The organism is Streptomyces sp. EDA2-14, from assembly GCF_054963755.1.
The window spans coordinates 394,497-415,157 of record NZ_JBUEGE010000005.1 but is presented as its reverse complement, the minus strand read 5'-3'; the positions used below and the strand labels follow the sequence as shown (position 1 = coordinate 415,157).

Here is a 20,661-nt window from a genome sequence, read left to right as displayed (position 1 = left end):
ACCTCCACCGCCCCCGACGGTGGTCCGGGATGCCGGACTCCTTACGTTTGTCAACGGTTCACGGCTTTCGTGTACAGGATTCGCACCTACGATCGCCCGACCTGTCCGTACCCCGAGGTGTCAGAACGTGATCGACCAGCACACCCCCACGCGTACGCCCGTGGCCGGGCACACCGTCCTGGTCGTGGAGGACGACGCCAGCATCCGCACCCTGCTCACCTCCGCCCTCAGCGCCGCAGGCTACGCCGTGGCGAGCGCGGCCAGCGGGCAGGAGGCCATGTTCGAGGCCGGGAGCCGCCGCCCCGACCTGATCGTCCTCGACGTGATGCTGCCCGACACCGACGGCTTCCAGGTCACCCGCGACCTGCGCGCCCACGGTGTCTACACCCCTGTGCTGTTCCTCACCGCTCGCAACAACGTCGAGGACCGCATCATCGGCCTCAGCTCGGGCGGCGACGACTACGTCACCAAGCCCTTCCACGTCCAGGAGGTACTGCTGCGCATTCGCGCCATCCTGCGCCGCACCGGGGCCTCCGCCGCGGGCGGCGGCCGGCTGCCGCTGCGGTACGCCGACCTCTCCCTGGACGAGGGAACCCACGAGGTACGGCGCGGGGACCGCCCTCTGAAACTGTCACCCACCGAGTTCCGGCTCCTCGCCTGTTTGTTGTCGCAACCCGAACGCGTGGTGGAGAAGGCCGAGATCCTTCAACAGGTCTGGAAGTACGACTTCTCCGGTGACACCCGGATCGTCGACACCTACGTCAAGAACCTGCGCCGCAAGATCGACCGGGACGGCCCCGCGCTGATCCACACGGTGCGCGGGGTCGGCTACTGTCTGCGGCTGCCGCGCGACGAGGCCGACGCGGTGACACGGTGACGCGCCCGCGCCTGCGCCGTCTGTTCCCGCGACGACTGCGCAGGTGGCTCCGGCTGCCGCGTTCGCTGCGCAGCCGCCTCGTCCTGATCGCGGGGCTGCTGGCCACCGCCGCCGTCCTGCTGTGCCAGCTGGCCGCCCTGACCGTGCTGCGAAGCTGGCTCACCGACCAGGTGGACAACCAGCTCTTCCACTTCCGGCCGCCGGGCCGCGTCTACGAGGACATCAGGGCGGACGGTGCCATCCGACCGCCGCACACCGACAACACACTGCCCTCCGCCTACCGCGTCTACTTCTACGACGACAAGGGCCGACTGCTGAGCGACTCCCTCGGCAGCAGCGAGCATCCGGGCCCCGATCTCCCTTACCGTGTCGCGGACTTGAGCCTGTCCGCCGGACGCCCCGGTACGGTGCCCGCCGAGGACGGTGCGGGATCCGGCTGGCGGGCGATCTCCTACTCCGGGCCCGACGGGATGCGCGCCGTCGTCACTCTGCCCCTGAACACCGTGGACGGCGCCACCACCAAACTCCTGTGGGTCAGCCTCGGCCTCGGTGCCGCCGTGGCCGTCGGGGTGGTCGTCCTCGGCAACGGCGCCGTCCGCCTCGGCCTTCGTCCGCTCACCCGCGTCGAGCGCACCGCCCAGCACATCACCGAAGGTGCCATCGAACTCAACGTCCCCGGAGCGTCGCCCGACACCGAGGTCGGCCGGCTCGGCCTGGCCCTCAACACCATGCTCGACCGGCTGCGCACAGCCCTGCACCGCACGGAGGCCTCGGAACAGCAGCTGCGCCGCTTCCTCGCGGACGCGGGACACGAGCTGCGCACCCCGCTCACCGCGGTCCAGGGCTTCGCCGAACTCCTCCTCGACGAACCCGGCATGGCGGACCGACGGCGCCACGAGGCACACACCCTGATCGCCCACAATGCTGACCGGATGAGCCGACTCGTCGACGACCTGTTCCTCCTCGCCAAGCTCGGTGAGGGCGGCAGCGCCCCGCACGCGCCCGCCGCACACCGCGAACCGGTCGACCTCCTCTCCCTGGCCGCCGATGCCATCGCCACCACCGCGATACGTCACCCCCGCCGCGCCATCACCCTGGAACCGCTCGGCGGGCGCACCATGGACACCGGCGCCGAGCACGGCCCCGCATCCGGCCCGGAACACGACCTCGACATCGTCGAGGCACCCGGTGACCCCCACCAACTCGCGCAGGTCCTGGGCAACCTCCTCTCCAACGCCTGCGCGCACACCCCCGACGAGGCCAGGGTCCGCGTCCGTGTCGGCGCCACCCGCACATCCGCCGAGCAGAGCCCGGGCAGCGGAGCGGTCCTCGCGCCGGGCACCGCGGTGTGCGCCGTCGAGGTCGCGGACAGCGGCCCCGGCATCGAGCCCGACGAGGCGCCCCACGTCTTCGACCGCTTCTACCGGGCCACTCCGCCCCACGCGTGCGAGGAACTCGCCGAACCGGGGACCGAGGACACCACCCCGCAGCCCGTGCCCGAACCCGGTTCGGGCCTCGGCCTCGCCATCGCCTCCGCCATCGCGGCCGCGCACGGCGGACGCCTCGAACTGGACAACCGCCCCGGCCTGGGCTGCACCTTCCGCCTGCTCCTGCCGAACTCGACCACCACGCCGAAGGACGACGCCACCGACGAGACCCGCCACCGTGGTGACACCCGCACTCAACGGTTTACCCTTGAGTAATGAGGTCCGGCGCGCCGTCAGAACCCCTGCGCTTCAGCACGATCGGTCTGCCCGAGGCCCAGCGGGTCGCCCTGTGGGAGGACCACAACGCCACGGCTCTGATCGGGCTGCTGTGCCGGTCGCTCGACGACGAGGCCGTCCTTGAGGCGACGGAGATCAACCTGCAGCTGCCGAGGCTGCACGTGGCGCGCGTGACCGGGAGCCCGCATGTCGTCGAGCGCAGCCGGGCCGTGGTCCGGCGCACCCCGTCGGATGCCGTCGCCTGCTATCTGACGCTGGAGGGCGACGCGTTCTTCTACCACGACCACGGCGTGCAGACGGTCCGGCCGGGCCAGTTGATCGTGTGCGACGCGGACCGGCCGTTCATGCGCGGCTTCTCCAGGGGCCTTGAGGAACTCGCCGTCAAGGTGCCGCGCGAGGTGTGGCGGGAGACGGTCGGACCCGAACCGCTCGCCCGCCCCCGGGTGTTCGACTTCGCAGGCGGCAACCTGCCCGCGAGGACACTCGCCCGGCTGACCGGTCGCGCGGTGCACCCCGAGGCGTCCCGGCCCGTGGAGGAGAGCACCCTGCTCGACCTGCTCGGCAGCGTCGTGACCGGCCGCCCCGCCGAACTGGCCGCCGTCCACCTCGCGATGGCCAAGGCGCACATCGAGGAGCACCTCGCCGACAGCGGGCTGACCGCCGCCCGCCTTGCCAAGGGCATCGGCATCAGCGAACGCCATCTGTCGCGGGTGTTCTCGGCGGGCGGCACGAGCGTGCCCCGCTATCTGCTGGGACGCCGCCTCGAACACGCCAAGGCCCTGCTGTCCCGTGGCGGCGACACGACCGTCGCCGCGGTGGCCGCGCGCTGCGGCTTCGGTTCGGCCGCGTACTTCTCGCACCGCTTCAAGGAGCGCTACGGCCTGCGGGCCACCGACGTCCTGCGCGAGGCCCGCAGGTCGGCCGCCGCGGGCGGGTGACCGAAGCGGCCCCCGCGCAGAGGAGTTCAGGTGTGCTGCGGCGGGGAGTTCAGGTGTCCTCCGGCGCGAGCACGATGTCGAACCGGACCCGCGACCAGGCCCGCCCGCCGAGGTCCCGACCGTCGGGCGGCACTGTGTCCGCCGACTGCCGGTGGAAGTCCTTGACCAGTGACTCCTTCACGCCGAACACCGCGTCCCGGCCCAGGAGTTCGTCGCCCGCCACGAAGATGTGCGTGACCAGGGTGCGCAGCCCGCTCGCTCCCACCATGAAGTGCAGATGCGAGGCCCGCATCGGCGACCGCCCGGTCGCCTCAAGGAGCCGCCCCACCGGACCGTCGTGCGGAATCGGGTACGGGGTCGGGGTCAGCCCCCAGAAGCTGTACGAGCCGTCGGCACCGCTGAACAGGTGCGCGCGGGCCGCGACCCGGTCGTCGCCGTACTGCGTGTCGTAGTAGCCGTCCTCGTCCGCCTCCCACACCTCGATACGGGCGCCGGGGACCGGCCGCCCCGAGGTGTCGGTGACGGTGCCCTCCACCCAGCAGGGCTCACCGGCCGCGCCGAACGCGATGTCCTCGCCGTGCTCGATCCGCGGACTGTTCTCGACGAAGAACGGCCCGAAGACGGTGGCCTCGGTGGCGTCCGCGTACGCCTCGTTGTTGACGGCGACGGTCTGCATGGAGGCGCCGAGCACGTCCGACAGGAGGATGAACTCCTGGCGCCGGTCGTCGGTGATGTGTCCGGTCCGGGTGAGGAACTCGATGCCTCGGCTCCACTCGTCCTCCGTGAGCCGCACGTCCCGGACGAACGCGTGCAGGTGGCTCACCAGCGACCGCATGACCTGCTGGAGCCGTGGATCGGCGCAGTCGCGCAGCGATTCGAGGACCTGCCGGGTGATGTCGGCCTCCCGCGCCCGCTGTTCGGCGGGGACTGTACCGGGATCCTGCTCGTCGCTCATGGCCTTGCTCCCTCCAGGGCTGCGCGCAGGAGCCCCTGGATCGCCGGGCGGGTGACGGCCCGTGGGTTGCCGGGTGGTGCGGCGGAGACGACCGCGTCCGCCGCCGCGTCGATGCCGTCCTCGGGCATGCCGAGCTCGCGCAGGCTGCGCGGCGCGTCCAACTCGTCGTACAGCAGGCCGAGTCCGGCGGTCGCGGTCGGGGCGCCGAGGGCCGCCGCGAGCCGCTGCTCCGCCTCGGGCGCGTACGGGGCGTTGAACGCGAGGACGTGGGGGAGGACGACGGCATGGGTCTGGGCGTGCGGCAGGTCGAAGGTGCCGCCGAGGACATGGCAGATCTTGTGGTGCAGCCCCGAACCGGCGGAGGCGAAGGCGACCGCCGACAGGTACGCGCCGAACAGTGCCCGCTCCCGGCCCTCAAGACCTTCCGGCTCCGCGGCGACCGACGGCAGCCCGGCGCGCAGGGCACGTACGCCCTCGGTGGCGAGGGCCTGGTTGACCGGGTCGGCGCGGGGAGCCCACAGGGCGTCGACGCAGTGCGCGAGCGCGTTGAGCCCCGAGGCGACGCTCAGGGCGACCGGGAGGGACAGCGTGAGCGCGGCGTCGTAGACGACGGCACGAGGCAGCACCCGCGGGTCGTTGCCGGTGGTCTTGCGGCCGTCCTCGGTGAGGCCCCACACCGCGGTGGCCTCGGAGCCCGCGTACGTGGTCGGCACCGCGACGACCGGGATCCCCGAGGTCAGGGCGACCGCCTTGGCGAGCCCGGTCGTCGAGCTGCCGCCGACGGCGACCACGACGTCGACGGCGTGCTCGGCCGCCGCGGCGCGGGCCCGCTCGGCCACCGCGACCGGCACATGCATCACGACGTCGCCGTCCCGGTCGTGCCAGTGCACGACGGGCAGCCTGTCCGCGATCTCCCGGGCGACACCCCGCGACGCGCGCCCGGCGATCACCATCACCCGGCGGCCGTCGAGGGCCGCCACCTCGGCGGCCAGATGGTCGGCCGCCGCCCCGGACGCGAAGCGCACCCGCTGCGGCAGCGTCTCGTGGTCGAAGCGCACCTGCTCCTCAGCCCCTTCCCAGTACGGCGGTCAGTGCCTCGCGCAGCCGGCCCTCGGGGTCGTCGGGCAGGCTCGTCGAGCGCCAGGCGATGTGCTTGTCCGGGCGGACCAGCAGTACCCCACTCTCCTCGACCTCGCGCAGCTTCGCCCAGTCGTAGTACAGGTCGTTCACCTCACGGCCGGGCCCGATGACGACGGTGGCCAGCGGCACGCCGAGCTCCTGCCCGACCTTCTCGGCGACACGTTCCCACACCTCACCCGCGATCCCGGTGAGCAGCGTCCAGCGGTCGTACGGCGCCAGGTCCATCAGCGCCTTCTTCTCCCGGCTGTCGCCGACCCAGGCGTGCGGCAGATGCGAACCCGGCACGGTGGACATCTCGTAGTAGAGCTCGGGGTCGCGCGCGGGGGCGGGCAGCGCGCTTCCGTCGGACAGGACGGCCGACGAGTCGTAGAACTGCCCGAGCTCGACACCGTGCGCGTTGAACTCGTAGTTCTTGAGGTCCATCGCCTTCATCAGCGCGGCCCGCTTGGCGGCGCCCTGCGGGGTGTTGGCCTTGCGCTCCTCGATCGCCGCCGTCATCCCGGCCTCCGTCGTCTCCTCAAGAAGCCCGAGGGCCTTAAAGATCTCGACGAACTCCCGGCCCGACTGGTTCGCCCGCTTGACGATCCGCTCGGCCACCGGAGCCCGCTCCGCCGAGTACGTGTCGAGGAGATCGGGCCCCGCCTGCCCCTTGAGGACGGCGGCCAGCTTCCATACGAGGTTGTAGGCGTCCTGCACCGAGGTGTTGGAGCCGAGTCCGTTGCTCGGCGGGTGCCGGTGCACGGCGTCGCCCGCGCAGAACACCCGGCCGCTGTGCAGACGGGTCGCGTACATCTCGTTGTTGCCCCACAGGCTCGTGCCGGTGATCTCGACGTCGAGGTCCGGCATGCCGAGGAGGTTGCGGACGATCTGGACCGCCGCCGCCTCGTCGACCTGCGGCGGCTCCTCGTTGATGTCGTAGCCCCACACGATCAGCCACTCGTTCCAGGGCCGCACCATCCGGACGAGGCCCGCGCCGATCCCGCCGACGTTCGAGCCCGGCTGCACGACCCAGTACAGGACCGAGGGACGGTGGGCGACGTACCGGCCGATGTCCGCCTTGAACGTGATGTTCATCGAGCCGGCGATGTCCATCGCGCCCTCGAAGGGCAGGCCGATGTCCTCGGCCACCTTGGAGCGGGCTCCGTCCGCACCGATCAGGTACTTGGCGCGGATCGTGGAGGTGGCGCCGGTCAGCCGGTCGAGGACGGTGACGGTGACACCGTCGGCGTCCTGCGTGTGCGAGAGGTACTCGGTGGAGAACCGGGTCTGCGTGCCGCGCTGCGCGGCGTTCTTGACGAGGATCGGTTCCAGGTACGTCTGCGGGATGTCGACGGTGAGACACGGCGAGGCCAGCCGGTAGTCCGCCTCACGGTCCGGACGGGTGCCCCAGGTGTGGATCCGGCCTATCTCCTCGCCTGCGATGCTCGTGCAGAACACGGTGTCACCGACGAGCGCGTGCTCGGTGGCGTCGGCGAGCACCTGGTCCTCGATGCCCAGGTCCCGGAAGACCTCCATGGCCCGCTGGTTGGTGATGTGGGCGCGCGGAGTGTTCGCCGTCCAGCGGTACTTGGTGATCATTACGTGGTCGATGCCGAGCGTGGCCAGCAGCAGGGCGGCGGTGGCCCCGGCAGGACCCGACCCCACGACGACGACATCCGTGACCATGACGGGACCGGGAGCCGCCCCGCCCTCGCCGTTCCCGCCGTTCAACTCCGCCATCCCCGGGCACCTTTCGTCCAACCGGCCTTGTCGCCGCAGCCGCCACTATGCGGCCGCCGAGCACCGGAGGCGACGGCAGCCCGTGATCTTGGCGGAAACCGTAAGAGATGGCGGATCCGCGAAGCGCGGTCAGTCCCCGAGTGCGAGGCGCACACCGAAGACGCCGATGACGGTGCCGGTGATCCGGTCCAGGACACGGCGGGCGCGGGGCCTGCGGAGCCAGGTGTGCAGGACGCGGGCGAAGCCGATGAGGAGCGCGGACCAGAGCAGGCCGATGAGGATGTGCACCGCCGTGAGCAGGAGACCCATGGTGAAGTGGCCGGTGCCTGCCGGCATGAACTGGGGCAGGACGGCGACGTAGAAGGCGCCCATCTTCGGGTTGAGGAGGTTGGTGAGCGTCCCCTGCCGCCAGCCGCCGCCGAACGAGTCGGTGCCGGCCGTGAGGAGGGAGTCGTCGGTGTCCGGTGCGGACCGTCCGCGGAAGGTGTCCCGGAGCATGCGGGCCGCCATCCAGATCAGGTAGGCGGCGCCGACCCAGCGCAACGCCGTGTACGCGAGGTGGGAGGCCGTGAGGAGCGCGGTCACTCCGAGAGAGGTGAACGCGCCCCACACCAGCGTGCCGGTCTGGATTCCGAGGACGACGCCCCAGGCTCTCCTGCGCCGGCCGAGGGCCGAGGTGCGCAGGATCAGCGCGGTGTCGAGACCGGGAGTGAGAGTGAGGAGCCCTACGACGAGGGCGAAGGACCAGAGGGCGGAACTCATTGCCATGGAAGGCCAGCGTACCCCGGCTGTCTCAGAAGGAGATCTCCAGGCCGACGACCGGGTGCCTGCGGTGGCGTCCGGAGAGGGCGGAGTACCAGTCGCCGATCCGGGCGAACACGTACTTCCGGCGCAGCAGCGCACCCGCCTTCTTCGTCCCCGCCTCGTCCAGCACCCGGCCGGTTCCCGAGGCCCGTACGGCGTCCGGGGCGACGCGGCCGCGCACGTCGCAGACGGCGACCTCGGCGCGGGAGTCGCGGCGCAGCCGCTTCACCTTCCAGGCCGCCGCGGCGCTGCGCACGTAGAGCCGGTCCCCGTCCACGGCATGCCAGACCGGGGTGGCGCGCGGTGTGCCGTCCTTGCGGTAGGTGGTGAGGCTGACATAGCGGGCGCGCTCGAGCGCGGCGAGGGTGGCGGAGTCGAGTGAGGTCACAGGGGGACGGTACCGGGCGCTCGGACCGTGACACCGCCCGGCCTTCCTGTCGGCGCATGCGGTGTGCGGGTCAAGTTCCGTGTGGTGCAGCAGGGTTGACGGTGAAAATGGTGCCCGGTTACGTTCTCGGGGAGTGTCGCCAGGAGGCTTGTTGACAACGATGTCAGAGCCGCGAGGGGCACCTGCCGCGGCACCGGCCACCGTTCCGCCTCTGCGAAGGGACCGCTCGATGAGCACCCGCACAAGAAGGCTCTCTCTGCTCCTCACCACCGCCACCCTCGGCCTGAGCCTGCTGGCCGCGGGACCCGCCACCGCCGCCCCGCGGGCCGACCGGCACCAGGACGCCGTGGATGCCGTGGACGGCCTGATGACCTGGTGGAACGAGGACACCGGCGCCTTCGAGAGCACCGGCTGGTGGAACAACGCCAACGACCTCCAGGCGCTCCTCGACTTCTGGCAGGCCCCCGGCGACACGGGCGGCCACGACATCAAGAAGATCGCCGACAAGATCTACGACAAGAACGTCGACGCCAAGGACGGCCGGTTCCGCAACGAGTACCTCGACGACACCGGCTGGTGGGGCCTGGCCTGGCTGAGGGCCTACGACCTCACCGGCGAGAAGCGGTACCTGGACACCGCCATCGCCGACGCCGACCACATGTGGAAGCACCACGACGACACCTGCGGCGGCGGGGTGTGGTGGAACTACGAGCACAAGTACAAGAACAGCATCACCAACGAACTCTTCATCACCCTCTCCGCGGGCATCCACAACCGCCTCGACCGCGACGCGACGTACCTGGGGCGGGCCCGGGACGTCTGGGACTGGTTCCAGGCGAAGAAGCTCATCAACAAGGACAACCTCGTCAACGACGGCCTCAACGACGCGTGCGTCAACACGGGCGAGTCGACCACGTGGACGTACAACCAGGGCGTCATCCTCGGTGGCCTCGTCGAACTCCACAAGGCCACTGGCTCCAAGGCCGTCCTCACCAAGGGCCGCAAGATCGCGGACGCGGTCGCCGCCTCGCCGCTGCTCGCGCCCGACGGGATCCTCTCCGAGCCCAACGACGACAACTCCGACGGAGGCGCCGACGGCCCGTCCTTCAAGGGCGCCTTCATGCGCGGCCTCGGCGCCCTGAACCGCACCCTGCCCGACCACCCCTACTCCGCCTTCATCGACCGGCAGGCCGACGCCCTCAACACCCTCGACCGCAGTGGCAACTTCTACGGCTTCCACTGGAACGGCCCCTTCGACAAGGCCGACGCGGCGCGCCAGCACAGCGCGCTCGACGCACTGACGGCCGCCCTCTACTGACCGGACCGCGATCAGGGCGCCGGGCGGGCGCGCGATGAGTTCCTTCCCCGGGCGGAGTCTCCACCTGTGTCACCGCGACCGCGGACGACCGCCCAGGGGAAGGACGACCCGTGACCACCATCCACACCCTCGCCGTGCCCGGTGCGCGCCTGCACTACGAAGTACGTGGCTCCGGACCGCTGCTCCTCCTCGTGGGGTCGCCGATGGACGCGGAGGCCTTCGGAACGCTGGCCGACGCGCTCGCGAGCGACCACACGGTCGTCACCCATGACCCGCGGGGCATCTCGGGCAGCCGCCTCGACGACCCCGAGCAGGACTCCACCCCCGCGCTGCGGGCGGACGACGTGGCCGCCCTGCTCGACGCGCTCGGGGCGGAGACCGCCGACGTGTTCGGCAGCAGCGGCGGCGCCGTCACGGGGCTCGCACTGGTCGAGCGGCACCCCGCGCGGGTGCGCACGCTCGTCGCGCACGAGCCCCCGCTGCTGGAACTGCTCCCCGACGCCGCGGAGCAGCGCGCCGCGACCGACGACATCGTCGAGACCTACCACCGGGAGGGGCTGGGTGCGGCATGGGGGAAGTTCATGGCCAACGCCGGACTTGATGCCGGCGACGGCGAGGACTCCGGCCCGCCGCCCGGTGCCGAGCCCTCGGAACAGGACCTCGCCAACAGTGCCCGCTTCTTCGCCCACGATCTGCGGGGCACCACCCGCCACGTGCCCGACATCTCCGCGCTGAAGGGCGCCCCTGCGCGCATCGTCGTCGGTATCGGCGCCGCATCGGGGGCCCTGCTCACGGACTCGACCTCCAGGGCACTGGCCGGACTTCTCGGCACCCCGCCGGTCGAGTTCCCCGGTGAGCACGTCGGCTTCATCGAGCAGCCCAAGGAGTTCGCCGAGCGGCTGCGGGAGGTACTCAGGGGGTGAGGGGGCGGGAACGGCCGCAGGCGGCCCCGCCGGAGCGGGACCGCCTGCGTTCATCCGTCGGGGCGTCGGCCCCTGAAGGACCTCAGTTGTCGAGGTCGACCCACCCGTAGTGGTGGTACGTGGCGCCGATCTTGTAGCCGCTGTCAGTGGCACCGCTGTAGGTGATCCCGTTCGGCCCACCGATGTTGTACGACTCCTGGGCCGAGTGGCGCCCGTCGTTGTAGTAGTGGGCGTGCGTGTGGCTGGCGCCATCGGCGTCAGCGACAGCGGGACCGGCCGCCACGAATCCGGCGACCGTGGCCACCGCGAGAGCGGATGCGATACGACGCATCATGTAGTTCTCCTTCGTTGTGATCGGATGATCATTTTGATCCTCGCCCGGCCTCGGAGATCCCGCTCGTCGGGCAGGGGGCGCGGCACTCCGATGCACCAACGGGTTCACACCGCCAGCCCTGTGGAATCCGGCACGGACGCCGGTCCGTGAGCCTCGTCCGATCGGCTTTCGCGCGCCGTTGCAGGCTTCTGACCAGGCTTGTCGACGAATCCGACGGCCAGAGTCGCCGTGCTGGACCTGAGCGTGCCCCGTTTGCCGTACCGGGTGTCCTCGGGACGCCGAGCGCCTCTGCTGTCTGCTGGTGCACGGCGCCTGCCCGCCGCTCGTACGGCTCCGCGCCACGCGCACGGCCCCCCGAACGTGTGGGGGGCCGAGGCCGGAGTTCACGAGGTGACGACTGTCATGTCACGAACGTGTCTTGAACACGATCATGAAGCAACTGGAGCAACCGCGACCGCAGTCTGAGGGGGCGGAAAGCAACACGGGCGAACACCCGCCCCGTTCACTCGCCCGCCGCTCCCCAGGGAGCGGCAGACCCACGCGGAGGACAGCAGTATGCGCACCCGGAAGATCTCGGCCCTGACCCTGACCGCAGTGGCCCTCGGCCTTTCGCTGACGGCCTGCAACGGCAGCGGCAACGACGGTGCCGGTGCCACGTCCTCCAGCGCGACCTCCTCCGCGAGCGGTTCCGCCTCGGACACCGGCACGCCGAAATCCGACGCGGCGGACGGCAAGACCTCCGCCACGACCACCACCTCGGACGCGAAGTGCACCGATCAGCGCGACTACGCGGGCGACCCGCGCTCCAACGCCGAGATCAACTCCATCGGCGCGGACACCGGCACCTGCCCGCCGGTGCAGAAGCAGGAGTCCGACACGAAGTGCACCGACCAGCTCGACTACGCGGGTGACCCGCGCTCCAACGCGGAGATCAACTCGATCGGCGCGAGCACGGGCAGCTGCCCCGAGCCGCAGAAGTCCGGCGGCTCGAAGGGCACCCCGAAGGACCCGGGCACCAAGTGCACCGACCAGATCAACTACGCGGGGGACTCCCGCCCCAACGCCGAGATCAACTCGATCGGCGAGGACACGGGTTACTGCCCGCCGGTCAAGAAGTAGCACGCACCACTGACGCCGTGGCCGCGAAGTCGCCACGGTGAGCGGAGTGGCGGATAGGTGCCGTGGCGCCAATCCGCCACGGCACGACAAGTTCTGTGCCAGGAAAGGTAGTTGACACTCTTCTCAGCTCTCGGAGCACACCCCTGCACCCGATGGTTCCAGGAGAAGAGGCAACGATGACACGAGGTACCGCGCGACGCGGCGCGGCCCTGCTGTCGGCCGGGCTGGCGTTCGCGCTGCTGCCCGCCGGCGGGGCGCACGCCGCGCCGGACGACGTGAGACCCGGGGCCGCGAAGGCCGCCCGCGCCGCACACACGGTGACGCTGGTGACCGGGGACAAGGTGACCGTGACGGACATCGGCGGCGGCAAGCGGACCGTCGACGTCAAGCGGCCCGCGGGCGCCGAAGGCCTGGTCCGCACCCAGGTCACCGACGGTCGGATCCGCGTCGTCCCGGACGAGGCGGCCCCCTACCTCGCCTCGGGGAAGCTGGACGCCCGGCTGTTCGACGTGAGCGGACTGATCCGGCAGGGCCTCGCCGACAGCAAGGCCGAAGCGACCCCGCTGATCGTCACCTACGCGGGCAGGAGCGCGCGAACCGCCGCCACACCCAAGGGCGCTCAGCGGTCCCGCACCCTGGGCAGCATCCGCGGCGCCGCGCTCGACGCCGACAAGGGGCGCGCCTTCTGGAACGACCTGACCACCAAGAGCGGCTACAGCGACGGCATCGGCAAGGTGTGGCTCGACGGCCGCGTCGAGGGCGACATGGCGCAGTCGAACGCCCAGATCGGCACCCCGAAGGCGTGGGAGGCCGGGCTCACCGGCAAGGGCGTCAAGGTCGCCGTCCTCGACACCGGCTACGACACCGCACACCCCGACCTCGCCTCCCGCGTCACCGAGTCGAAGTCCTTCATCGACGGCCAGGAGGTCGCCGACCGGGCAGGACACGGCACCCACGTCGCATCGACGGTCGGCGGATCCGGCGCCGCCTCCGACGGCAAGGAGCAGGGCGTCGCACCCGACGCCACGCTCGCCGTCGGCAAGGTGCTCTCCGACGAGGGCTACGGAACCGAGTCCCAGATCATCGCCGGTATGGAGTGGGCGGCCAAGGACATCGACGCCAAGGTCGTCTCCATGAGCCTCGGCTCCGACACCGGCAGCGACGGCACCGACCCCATGGCGCAGGCCGTCGACTCCCTCTCCGCCGACACCGGCGCGCTCTTCGTCGTCGCCGCGGGCAACTCCTACGGCCCCGGCACCATCGGCTCGCCCGGCGCCGCCGACTCCGCGCTCACCGTCGGCGCGGTCGACGCCGACGACCGGCGGGCCGACTTCTCCAGCCAGGGCCCGCGCCTCGGCGACGACGGCCTCAAGCCCGACGTCTCCGCCCCCGGCGTGGACATCCTCGCCGCCCGCTCCTCGCTCGTGGACGGCTCCGGGAGCTACACCACCATGAGCGGTACGTCGATGGCGACACCGCACGTCGCCGGTGTCGCCGCCCTCCTCGCGCAGGCCCACCCCGACTGGCCGGGGGACCGGCTCAAGAACGCGCTGATGTCGACGTCCGAGCGGCTCGACGACTCGGCGTACGCCATCGGCTCCGGCCGCGTCTCGGTCCCCGACGCGATCGCCACGCAGGTCACCGCGACGGGCAGCGCCGACCTCGGCGCGTACCGCTGGCCCTACGACAGCAACAAGCCGGTCACCAGGACCGTCACGTACGCCAACTCCTCCGACGAAACCGTGGAGTTGGACCTCGCGGTGTCCGGGGCGGCCGAGGGGGTCGCGAAGCTCGCCGACTCCAAGGTGACCGTCCCCGCGCACGGCACCGTCTCCACCACCGTCACCGGCGACGGATCCAAGGCCGCCGTCGGCACCAACAGCGGCCAGATCGTGGCCAGTTCGGCCGGAACGCCCGTCGCGCACACCGCCTTCGGCCTGGTCAAGGAGGACGAGCGGTACACGCTCACCGTCCACGTGAAGGACCGCGACGGCGAACCGGCCGCCGCCAACCTCATGTACCAGCAGCTCACCAAGGACTCCCTGCCGGAGTCGGCGACCGCCGACGCGTCCGGCACGGTCGAGCTGCGCCTGAAGCCGGGCACGTACTACGTGGACTCGTTCCTCGACGTGCGCGGCGCCCACGGCAAGGACTCCCTCGGCACCGCGTATCTCGCCGACCCCGAGGTGAAGGTCGACAGGGACCGCGAGATCACCCTCGACGGCAGCCGGCTGCGCGAGGTCGCCACCCGGGTCGCGAAGGACACCGACCCACACCAGACGCTCGTGCAGTACGACCGCAAGGCAGGCGGCACCGACGTGTTCGGCATGGCGCTGCTGCCCATCAAGTACGACACGCTGTACGCCCTGCCCACCCGCCGGGTGAGCGACGGCAGTTACGCGTACCGCACCACCTGGCGCCAGGCCCAGCCGCGCATCACCGTCGACGGCGTCGACGAGGTGTGGGAGCAGCCCGGCTCCACGCTCGTCGAAGGCGACAGCAGGCTCGCCCTGGTGAACGCCGGAGCCGGTGCCCCCGACGACTACGCGGGCAAGAACGCGAACGGCAAGGGTGTCCTCGTGCACGCCGACGGCGGCCGCACCCCGGCGCAGCTCGCCCGGGCCGCCCAGGACGCGGGCGCGAAGGCGCTGTTCCTCACCGACGACAGCCCCGGCCGCCTGAACACCCTCTTCTACAACGACGACAACACCAACCGGCCGCTGCAGATCGCGAGCGTCACCAACGCCGACTTCTCGCGGTTGCTCGCCCGCCAGAAGCGCGGCGAGCGCATCAAAATGAAGGGCGTCGACAACGCCACGTACTCCTACGACCTGTCGAAGGGGTACAAGGGCGCGATCCCCGACCGGAGCCTGCTCTTCGCGCCGGACCCGGACGACCTCGCCACCGTCGACACCGCCTTCCACGGCGCGAAGAAGGCCGTGGGCAGCGAGTTCCGTTACTCGGTCGACCCGTCCTTCCCGGTCGCGGGCGGCTTCCAGGAGCGGTACGAGTTCCCCGCGCACCGCACCGACCATGTCTCCGTCGAGCCGGACCAGAAGTGGCACGAGTCCGTCAACCTCGGGCCGCTGGAGGAGCGCAGCGGCCTGGTCGCCTACCGGCCCGGCAAGCGCACGGAGCTGAACTGGTTCAAGCCGGTCTGGCACCCGTATGGAGGCAGCGGTCTCGGCTGGGGCCAGGAGCGCAGCGGCGATCTGCTGCGGTTCAACATCCCCGGCTGGGGCGACTCGGGCCCCGACCACACGGGCTTCGGCGACCCGTACAGCGAGGAGTCCGGCATGACGCAGTACACGGAGGCCTTCGTGAACGGCGAGAGCGCGGGCCGACAGCTGGGCAGCACCGCCCAGTTCTCCGTCACCGACGGCTCCGAGCAGCCGTTCAAGGTCGTCACCGATACGGCGCTCGACGCGGACGTTTGGGGCATCGCCACTACCTCGCACAGTGAGTGGACGTTCCGCTCCGCCACCACACCGGACGACAGATACACCTTCCTGCCGCTCATCAACCTCTCCTACGACCTCGACACGGACCTCGCCGGGAAGATCCGCGCGGGCGCGCGCCTGCCCGTCGGCCTGTCCGCCGAGTACGTCAAGGGCGCGGCCGGCACCGGCACCATCGGCGGCGGCACCCTGAAGGTGTCCTACGACGCCGGCAAGACCTGGAAGTCCGTGCCGCTCACCGGCAAGGGCGCCTCCTGGAAGGCCACGCTGAACGTGCCGAAGGACGCCACGTCGCTCTCGCTGCGGGCGGGCGCGACGGACGACAAGGGCGGCTCGGTGTCCCAGGAGATCGTGCGGGCGGTGGCCGTGCAGTAGGCGGCCGAGCACCCGAACGCCACCTGTGAGGACGGCGGTTCCTGTGCAGTGAGAATCCGGCATTGCCAAGATCGGTTCACCGGGCAAGCATTCCCCGCGCGCCTGCCCGGTGACCTCAGGGCTCTTCTTTCCGGACGGGCGTCCCGCCCATGTCCCGTCCGTCCGGAAGGGGAGCACGTCCCGTGTCACGCCGCTGGATCCTCTTTCTGCTCAGCGCCGTCCCGGTCGCCGGGTCGTTGATCGTCGTCAATACCGAGCGGCCCTATGTCCTGGGCCTGCCGATGGTGGTGTTCTGGGCCGCCCTGTGGGTGGTGCTGACCACCGTCGTCATGGCGGTCGTCTACTGCCTCGACCCCGCCAACCGCGCACCCGACGACCCTGAACAAGCCGACACACCAACTGAGTTCACGGGCGACACCGCCACCGAAGGAGCCGCCCGGTGAACACCGCCCTCGCCATCCTCGGCAGCGCCTTCGTCCTCGTCCTCGTGCTCGGGCTGCTCGCCCGGCGTGGGCGCACCATGGACCTCGAACAGTGGTCCGTCGGCGGTCGCGGACTCGGCAGCCTGCTCGTCTTCCTCCTCGCCGCGGGCGAGAACTTCACCACGTACACCTTCCTCGGTGGCAGTGGAGGCGCCTACTCCATGGGCGGGCCGATGATCTACATGTTCTCGTCGATCTGCTACGTCGTCTTCTACTGGCTCGCACCGCCGATCTGGTCCTACGCCCGCCGCCACAAACTGCTCACCGCGCCCGATCTGTACGCCCACAAGTACCGCTCCAAGGGGTTCGGCGTGCTCACCGCGGTCGTCGGTGTGGTGTCCCTCGTGCCGTACCTGGTGCTGCAGCTCAAGGGGCTCGGCATCATCGTCCACGAGTGCTCGTACGGACGGATCTCGCAGGGCGCCGCCGTGTGGATCGGGGTCGCCGTCGTCGCCGTGTACGTCACCGTGTCCGGGCTGCGCGGCACCGCCTGGAACGCGATCATCAAGGACCTGCTGATGCTGGTCCTCGTGGTGGGGCTCGGCCTGTACCTGCCGATCCACTACTACGGCGGGCTCGGCGACATGTTCCAGGCGCTGTCCGCCGCACACCCGCACTTTTTGACACTGCCCGACCACGGCTACAGCGTCTGGTGGTACATCTCCACCAGCCTGCTGTTCGCCCTCGGCATCTGCACCTGGCCGCACATGATGCCCGGCATCCTCGCCGCCCGCAGCGCCAAGGCCCTGCGCCGCAACGCCGTGATCACCCCCGCGTACCAGATCGTCCTGGTCATGGTCCTCGTCATCGGGTTCACCGCGGTGCTCAAGGTGCCGGGCCTGAAGGACGGGGACCTCGCGTTGCTGTCGCTCGCGAAGGACGCGCTGCCGCCGTGGCTCGTCGGGCTCGTCGGCGTCGCAGGGATGCTCGCGGCGCTCGTCCCCGGCGCGATGCTGCTCCAGTCCGCCGCGATGTTGCTCGCCAAGAACGTCTACCAGGCGGCCCGCCCCGCCACGAGCGAGCGCACCGTCGGACGCCTCAGCCGGATCCTCGTGCCCGTCCTCGCGCTCGTCGCCGCCGTGCTCACCTTCCGCGGCGGCGAGGCCATCGCCATGCTCCTGATCATGGCGTACGGGTTCGTGGTGCAGCTCTTCCCGGTGCTCGTCGCGTCGATGTGGCGGCGCAACCCCGTCACCACCGCGGGCGCCTGGGCCGGGGTGTGCACCGGCGTCGCCATCGTCAGCTGGACGACGCTCACGGACGCCACCACCGCGAGCCTGCTGCCGTGGGCGCCGCAAGCGGTGCGCGACCTCGACGTGGGAGTCGTCGCCATGGTCGCCAACGTCCTCGTACTCGCCGTCGTCAGCGCGGCCACCCGGCAGCGCGCCGGACACCGCGACGACACGAGCCCCGCCGCCACCGCCACCGTCCCTGAAGGAGCCGCCCTGTGACCACCACAGCAGCCTTTGCGACCACCACCGAACCGCTCGTCATCGGCGACCGGCCGCTCACCCTCGACGACCTCGTCGCCGTCGCCCGCCACCACCGGCCCGTCGTACTCGGCGAGGCGGCCGAGAAGGCCATGGCGCCGAGCGCCGCCTGGATCGCCCGGCTCACCGACGACATGGCGGAGGGCGAGGCGGCCCGGCCCGTTTACAGCGTCAACACCGGCTTCGGCTCGCTCGCCGGACGGCAGGCCTTCGAGACCGCCGAGGACGCCGTCGAACTCTCCCGCAGGCTCATCGTCTCCAACGCCTGCGGCGTCGGCCGCCACTGCACGGAAGACGTCGTACGAGCCACCATGCTGATCCGCGCCTCCAGCCTGGCGCGCGGCTACTCCGGCGTCCGCCCCGACGTCGTGCACACCCTGCTGGCCATGCTCAACTCCGGTGTCCACCCGGCGATCCCCGAGTACGGATCCCTCGGCGCCAGCGGCGACCTCATCCCGCTCGCCCACCTCGCCCTCGTCCTCAGCCGCCCCGCCGCCGACACCGACCCTGAGGAGGACAGCGGGCTCGCCCGCCACGAGGGGAATCTGCTGAGCGGGCGCGCCGCGATGGCCGCCGCGGGGCTCGACCGGCTCGCCCTCGGCGCCAAGGAGGGTCTGGCCCTGACCAACGGCACCTCGTACTCCACCGCCCTGTGCGCCCTCGCCCTCGCCGACGCCGAGAACCTCCTCGCCACCGCAGAGGTGACCGCCGCGATGAGCATCGAGGCGCTGCTCGGATTCGGCGACGCGTTCCTGCCGCAGCTGCACGAGGCGCGCGGCCACCCCGGACAGATCGCCACGGCGGCCCGACTGCGTGAACTACTCGCCGGCAGCGCCTTCGTCGACGGCGCCGCCGACACCGATCCCGTACGTCAGCCGCCCCAGGACGCGTACTCGCTGCGGTGCGTGCCGCAGGTCCTCGGGCCCGTGCGGGACACCTTGGGCTTCGTGCACGGCATCGTCGAGACCGAACTCAACGCCGCCACCGACAACCCGCTCGTCGTGCCCGGACTGCCGCGCGACCTCAAGGCCGTCTCGGGCGGCAACTTCCACGCCCAGTACCTGGCGTTCGCCTCGGACTTCCTGTCCATCGCGGTCACCGAGATCGGTTCCATCGCCGAGCGCCGACTGTTCCGGCTCAACGACGGCACACTCAACCGCGGGCTGCCCGACATGCTCGTCGACGGCGAGAAGGTCGGCATGGACTGCGGCTACATGCTGCCGCAGTACCTCGCCGCCGCCCTGGTGTCGGACTGCAAGACACTCGCCCACCCGGACAGCGTCGACTCCATCCCCACCTGCTCCAACCAGGAGGACCACGTCTCGATGGCGTCCAACGCGGGGCGGCACGCCCGCCAGGTCGTCGCGAACATCGAGGTGGTCGTCGCCACCGAGCTGCTGATGGCGGCCCAGGCCCTGGAGCTGCGCCTCGCCGAACAGGGGCGGGACGCGGACGCCCTCGCCCCGGCGACCCGCGCCGCTCTCGACCGGCTGCGCGCCGCACCGGCCACCGACGGGCGGCCGATCGACCACCTGACCCGGGACGTCGTGCTGTACCCGAGGGTGCACGCGGCGATCGAACTCGTCCGTTCGGGCGCGGTCGTGGACGCGGTGAGGTGACCTCGGCGGGGACCGCCCGGGCGGCCCCCGGCTTCACACGTCGAGCACCAGACGTTCCCCCTGGCAGCGCGACACGCAGATCATCATGACGTCGCCCGCGGCCCGCTCCTCCTCGCTCAGGAGCTGGTCGCGGTGGTCCGGAGTGCCGTCGAGCACCACCGTCTCGCACGTCCCGCACACACCCTCCCGGCACGAGGTGAGCGTGCGCACCCCGGCGTCCGCCAGAGCGTCGACGATGGACTGCCCCGCACCCACCCCGATCTCCTGCCCGTCGGCGGTCTCCACCGTGAACGGCTGCTCCTCGCCGCGTACTTGGCCGTCCGGCGCGGCGGCGAAGCGTTCGAGTGTCAGGCGGGAGGACGGGTGCGCGGCGGCGTACTCCTGAACCGCCGCCAGCAGTCCGGCCGGGCCGCACGCGTACACATGCGCCCGCGCCGCGCCCATGCCGTCCAGTTCCGCCGCGAGGTCCGCGACGCCCGACTCGTCGTCGCGGTGCAGGCGCACCCGGTCGCCGTAGCGGGCGAGTTCCCCGGTGAATGCCATGCTGTCCGCACCGCGCCCCAGATACAGCAACTGCCAGTCGACACCCTTCTGTTCGGCGGCGGCGAGCATCGGAAGGATCGGTGTGATGCCGATGCCACCGGCCACGAACACCAGCCGCGGCGCGTCCAGGTCCAGCGCGAAGTTGTTGCGGGGTGCGCTCACCAGCAGGGTGTCGCCCTCCCGCACCCGGTCGTGCAGATACGCCGAACCGCCCCGGCCGTCGACCTCGCGCAGCACGGCGATCCGCCAGCCGGCCTCTTCGGGGTCCGCGGACAGCGAGTACTGCCGGATCAGGTCGCGGGAGAGGACGACATCGATGTGCGCGCCGGGTGTCCACGTCGGCAGCGTCCCGCCCTCACGCGCGGCCAGGACCAGGGAGCGCACCCCCGAGGCCTCGGCGCGTGTCTCCTTCACGGTCACGGTCAGGTGGTCCTGCGTGGGCATGCCGCCTCCTC

At 71.2% G+C, this 20,661-nt stretch carries 17 protein-coding genes; 10 read left to right on the top strand and 7 right to left on the bottom strand.

Annotation, left to right across the window (positions count from 1 at the left end):
• Positions 1–127 precede the first annotated feature (127 nt).
• Genes ACY34M_RS17370 through ACY34M_RS17360 form a run of 3 tightly spaced genes read left to right on the top strand, consistent with a single transcriptional unit; the run spans position 128 to position 3,539 of the window.
• On the top strand, positions 128–877 hold the full coding sequence (locus tag ACY34M_RS17370) for a response regulator transcription factor (protein WP_462716846.1): 750 nt from the start codon (positions 128–130) through the stop codon (positions 875–877).
• Positions 874–2,580: a HAMP domain-containing sensor histidine kinase gene (locus ACY34M_RS17365; protein WP_462716847.1), complete on the top strand. Its 1,707-nt coding sequence runs from the start codon at positions 874–876 to the stop codon at positions 2,578–2,580. Before ACY34M_RS17370 ends, ACY34M_RS17365 begins: the two co-directional genes overlap by 4 nt.
• Positions 2,580–3,539 carry a helix-turn-helix transcriptional regulator gene (locus tag ACY34M_RS17360; protein WP_462716848.1) on the top strand — a complete coding sequence of 320 codons (960 nt, stop codon included), beginning with the start codon at positions 2,580–2,582 and terminating at the stop codon, positions 3,537–3,539. The genes ACY34M_RS17365 and ACY34M_RS17360 overlap by 1 nt, the downstream gene beginning before the upstream one ends.
• A gap of 49 nt (positions 3,540–3,588) precedes the next feature.
• On the opposite strand, the gene ACY34M_RS17355 is transcribed toward ACY34M_RS17360, so the two are convergent.
• The 5 genes from ACY34M_RS17355 to ACY34M_RS17335 all read right to left on the bottom strand — a co-directional run bounded on the left by ACY34M_RS17355 (position 3,589) and on the right by ACY34M_RS17335 (position 8,545).
• Positions 3,589–4,494, bottom strand: coding sequence for a dioxygenase family protein (locus tag ACY34M_RS17355; protein ID WP_462716849.1), 906 nt, complete (start codon positions 4,492–4,494; stop codon positions 3,589–3,591).
• Positions 4,491–5,552, bottom strand: a complete 1,062-nt coding sequence (locus ACY34M_RS17350; protein WP_462716850.1) for a maleylacetate reductase — start codon at positions 5,550–5,552, stop codon at positions 4,491–4,493. The genes ACY34M_RS17355 and ACY34M_RS17350 overlap by 4 nt, the downstream gene beginning before the upstream one ends.
• A gap of 7 nt (positions 5,553–5,559) precedes the next feature.
• Complete coding sequence (locus ACY34M_RS17345) at positions 5,560–7,353, bottom strand: FAD-dependent oxidoreductase (protein ID WP_462716851.1); 1,794 nt, start codon at positions 7,351–7,353, stop codon at positions 5,560–5,562.
• 129 nt (positions 7,354–7,482) lie between these two features.
• Positions 7,483–8,121: a LysE family translocator gene (locus tag ACY34M_RS17340; RefSeq protein WP_462716852.1), complete on the bottom strand. Its 639-nt coding sequence runs from the start codon at positions 8,119–8,121 to the stop codon at positions 7,483–7,485.
• Between the two features lie 25 nt (positions 8,122–8,146).
• Entirely contained in the window at positions 8,147–8,545 is a 399-nt protein-coding gene (locus ACY34M_RS17335) for a PPOX class F420-dependent oxidoreductase (RefSeq protein ID WP_462716853.1), read from the bottom strand.
• A gap of 229 nt (positions 8,546–8,774) precedes the next feature.
• Between ACY34M_RS17335 and ACY34M_RS17330 the strand changes: the two genes are divergently transcribed.
• Together ACY34M_RS17330 and ACY34M_RS17325 are read left to right on the top strand one after the other, a co-directional pair.
• Positions 8,775–9,863, top strand: a complete 1,089-nt coding sequence (locus ACY34M_RS17330) for a glycoside hydrolase family 76 protein (RefSeq protein ID WP_462716854.1) — start codon at positions 8,775–8,777, stop codon at positions 9,861–9,863.
• Between the two features lie 110 nt (positions 9,864–9,973).
• A complete protein-coding gene (locus ACY34M_RS17325) occupies positions 9,974–10,786 on the top strand; it encodes an alpha/beta fold hydrolase (protein WP_462716855.1) in 813 nt (270 codons plus the stop codon).
• Between the two features lie 82 nt (positions 10,787–10,868).
• Here ACY34M_RS17325 and ACY34M_RS17320 read toward each other — a convergent pair whose 3' ends face one another.
• Positions 10,869–11,120 carry a hypothetical protein gene (locus ACY34M_RS17320; RefSeq protein ID WP_462716856.1) on the bottom strand — a complete coding sequence of 84 codons (252 nt, stop codon included), beginning with the start codon at positions 11,118–11,120 and terminating at the stop codon, positions 10,869–10,871.
• 555 nt (positions 11,121–11,675) lie between these two features.
• Here ACY34M_RS17320 and ACY34M_RS17315 point away from each other — a divergent pair.
• The 5 genes from ACY34M_RS17315 (at position 11,676) to ACY34M_RS17295 (ending at position 19,663) form a co-directional block, all read left to right on the top strand.
• On the top strand, positions 11,676–12,239 hold the full coding sequence (locus tag ACY34M_RS17315) for a hypothetical protein (protein WP_462716857.1): 564 nt from the start codon (positions 11,676–11,678) through the stop codon (positions 12,237–12,239).
• 176 nt (positions 12,240–12,415) lie between these two features.
• Positions 12,416–16,072, top strand: a complete 3,657-nt coding sequence (locus ACY34M_RS17310) for a S8 family serine peptidase (RefSeq protein ID WP_462716858.1) — start codon at positions 12,416–12,418, stop codon at positions 16,070–16,072.
• 182 nt (positions 16,073–16,254) lie between these two features.
• The gene (locus tag ACY34M_RS17305) at positions 16,255–16,515 is read left to right on the top strand and encodes a DUF3311 domain-containing protein (RefSeq protein ID WP_462716859.1); all 261 of its coding nucleotides are present in this window, start codon (positions 16,255–16,257) and stop codon (positions 16,513–16,515) included.
• Positions 16,512–18,005, top strand: a complete 1,494-nt coding sequence (locus ACY34M_RS17300; RefSeq protein WP_462716860.1) for a sodium:solute symporter family protein — start codon at positions 16,512–16,514, stop codon at positions 18,003–18,005. Before ACY34M_RS17305 ends, ACY34M_RS17300 begins: the two co-directional genes overlap by 4 nt.
• Positions 18,002–19,663: an HAL/PAL/TAL family ammonia-lyase gene (locus ACY34M_RS17295; RefSeq protein ID WP_462716861.1), complete on the top strand. Its 1,662-nt coding sequence runs from the start codon at positions 18,002–18,004 to the stop codon at positions 19,661–19,663. The genes ACY34M_RS17300 and ACY34M_RS17295 overlap by 4 nt, the downstream gene beginning before the upstream one ends.
• Before the next feature lie 33 nt (positions 19,664–19,696).
• On the opposite strand, the gene ACY34M_RS17290 is transcribed toward ACY34M_RS17295, so the two are convergent.
• Positions 19,697–20,650, bottom strand: coding sequence for a PDR/VanB family oxidoreductase (locus ACY34M_RS17290; protein ID WP_462716862.1), 954 nt, complete (start codon positions 20,648–20,650; stop codon positions 19,697–19,699).
• Between the last annotated feature and the right edge of the window lie 11 nt (positions 20,651–20,661).

What these genes read in the sequence shown, in the direction of transcription:
- ACY34M_RS17360 (WP_462716848.1), top strand. Translation starts at nt 2,580, where the DNA reads ATGAGGTCCGGCGCGCCGTCAGAACCCCTGCGCTTCAGCACGATCGGT.
- ACY34M_RS17355 (WP_462716849.1), bottom strand. Translation starts at nt 4,494, where the DNA reads ATGAGCGACGAGCAGGATCCCGGTACAGTCCCCGCCGAACAGCGGGCG.
- ACY34M_RS17345 (WP_462716851.1), bottom strand. Translation starts at nt 7,353, where the DNA reads ATGGCGGAGTTGAACGGCGGGAACGGCGAGGGCGGGGCGGCTCCCGGT.
- ACY34M_RS17340 (WP_462716852.1), bottom strand. Translation starts at nt 8,121, where the DNA reads ATGGCAATGAGTTCCGCCCTCTGGTCCTTCGCCCTCGTCGTAGGGCTC.
- ACY34M_RS17330 (WP_462716854.1), top strand. Translation starts at nt 8,775, where the DNA reads ATGAGCACCCGCACAAGAAGGCTCTCTCTGCTCCTCACCACCGCCACC.
- ACY34M_RS17320 (WP_462716856.1), bottom strand. Translation starts at nt 11,120, where the DNA reads ATGATGCGTCGTATCGCATCCGCTCTCGCGGTGGCCACGGTCGCCGGA.
- ACY34M_RS17315 (WP_462716857.1), top strand. Translation starts at nt 11,676, where the DNA reads ATGCGCACCCGGAAGATCTCGGCCCTGACCCTGACCGCAGTGGCCCTC.
- ACY34M_RS17310 (WP_462716858.1), top strand. Translation starts at nt 12,416, where the DNA reads ATGACACGAGGTACCGCGCGACGCGGCGCGGCCCTGCTGTCGGCCGGG.
- ACY34M_RS17290 (WP_462716862.1), bottom strand. Translation starts at nt 20,650, where the DNA reads ATGCCCACGCAGGACCACCTGACCGTGACCGTGAAGGAGACACGCGCC.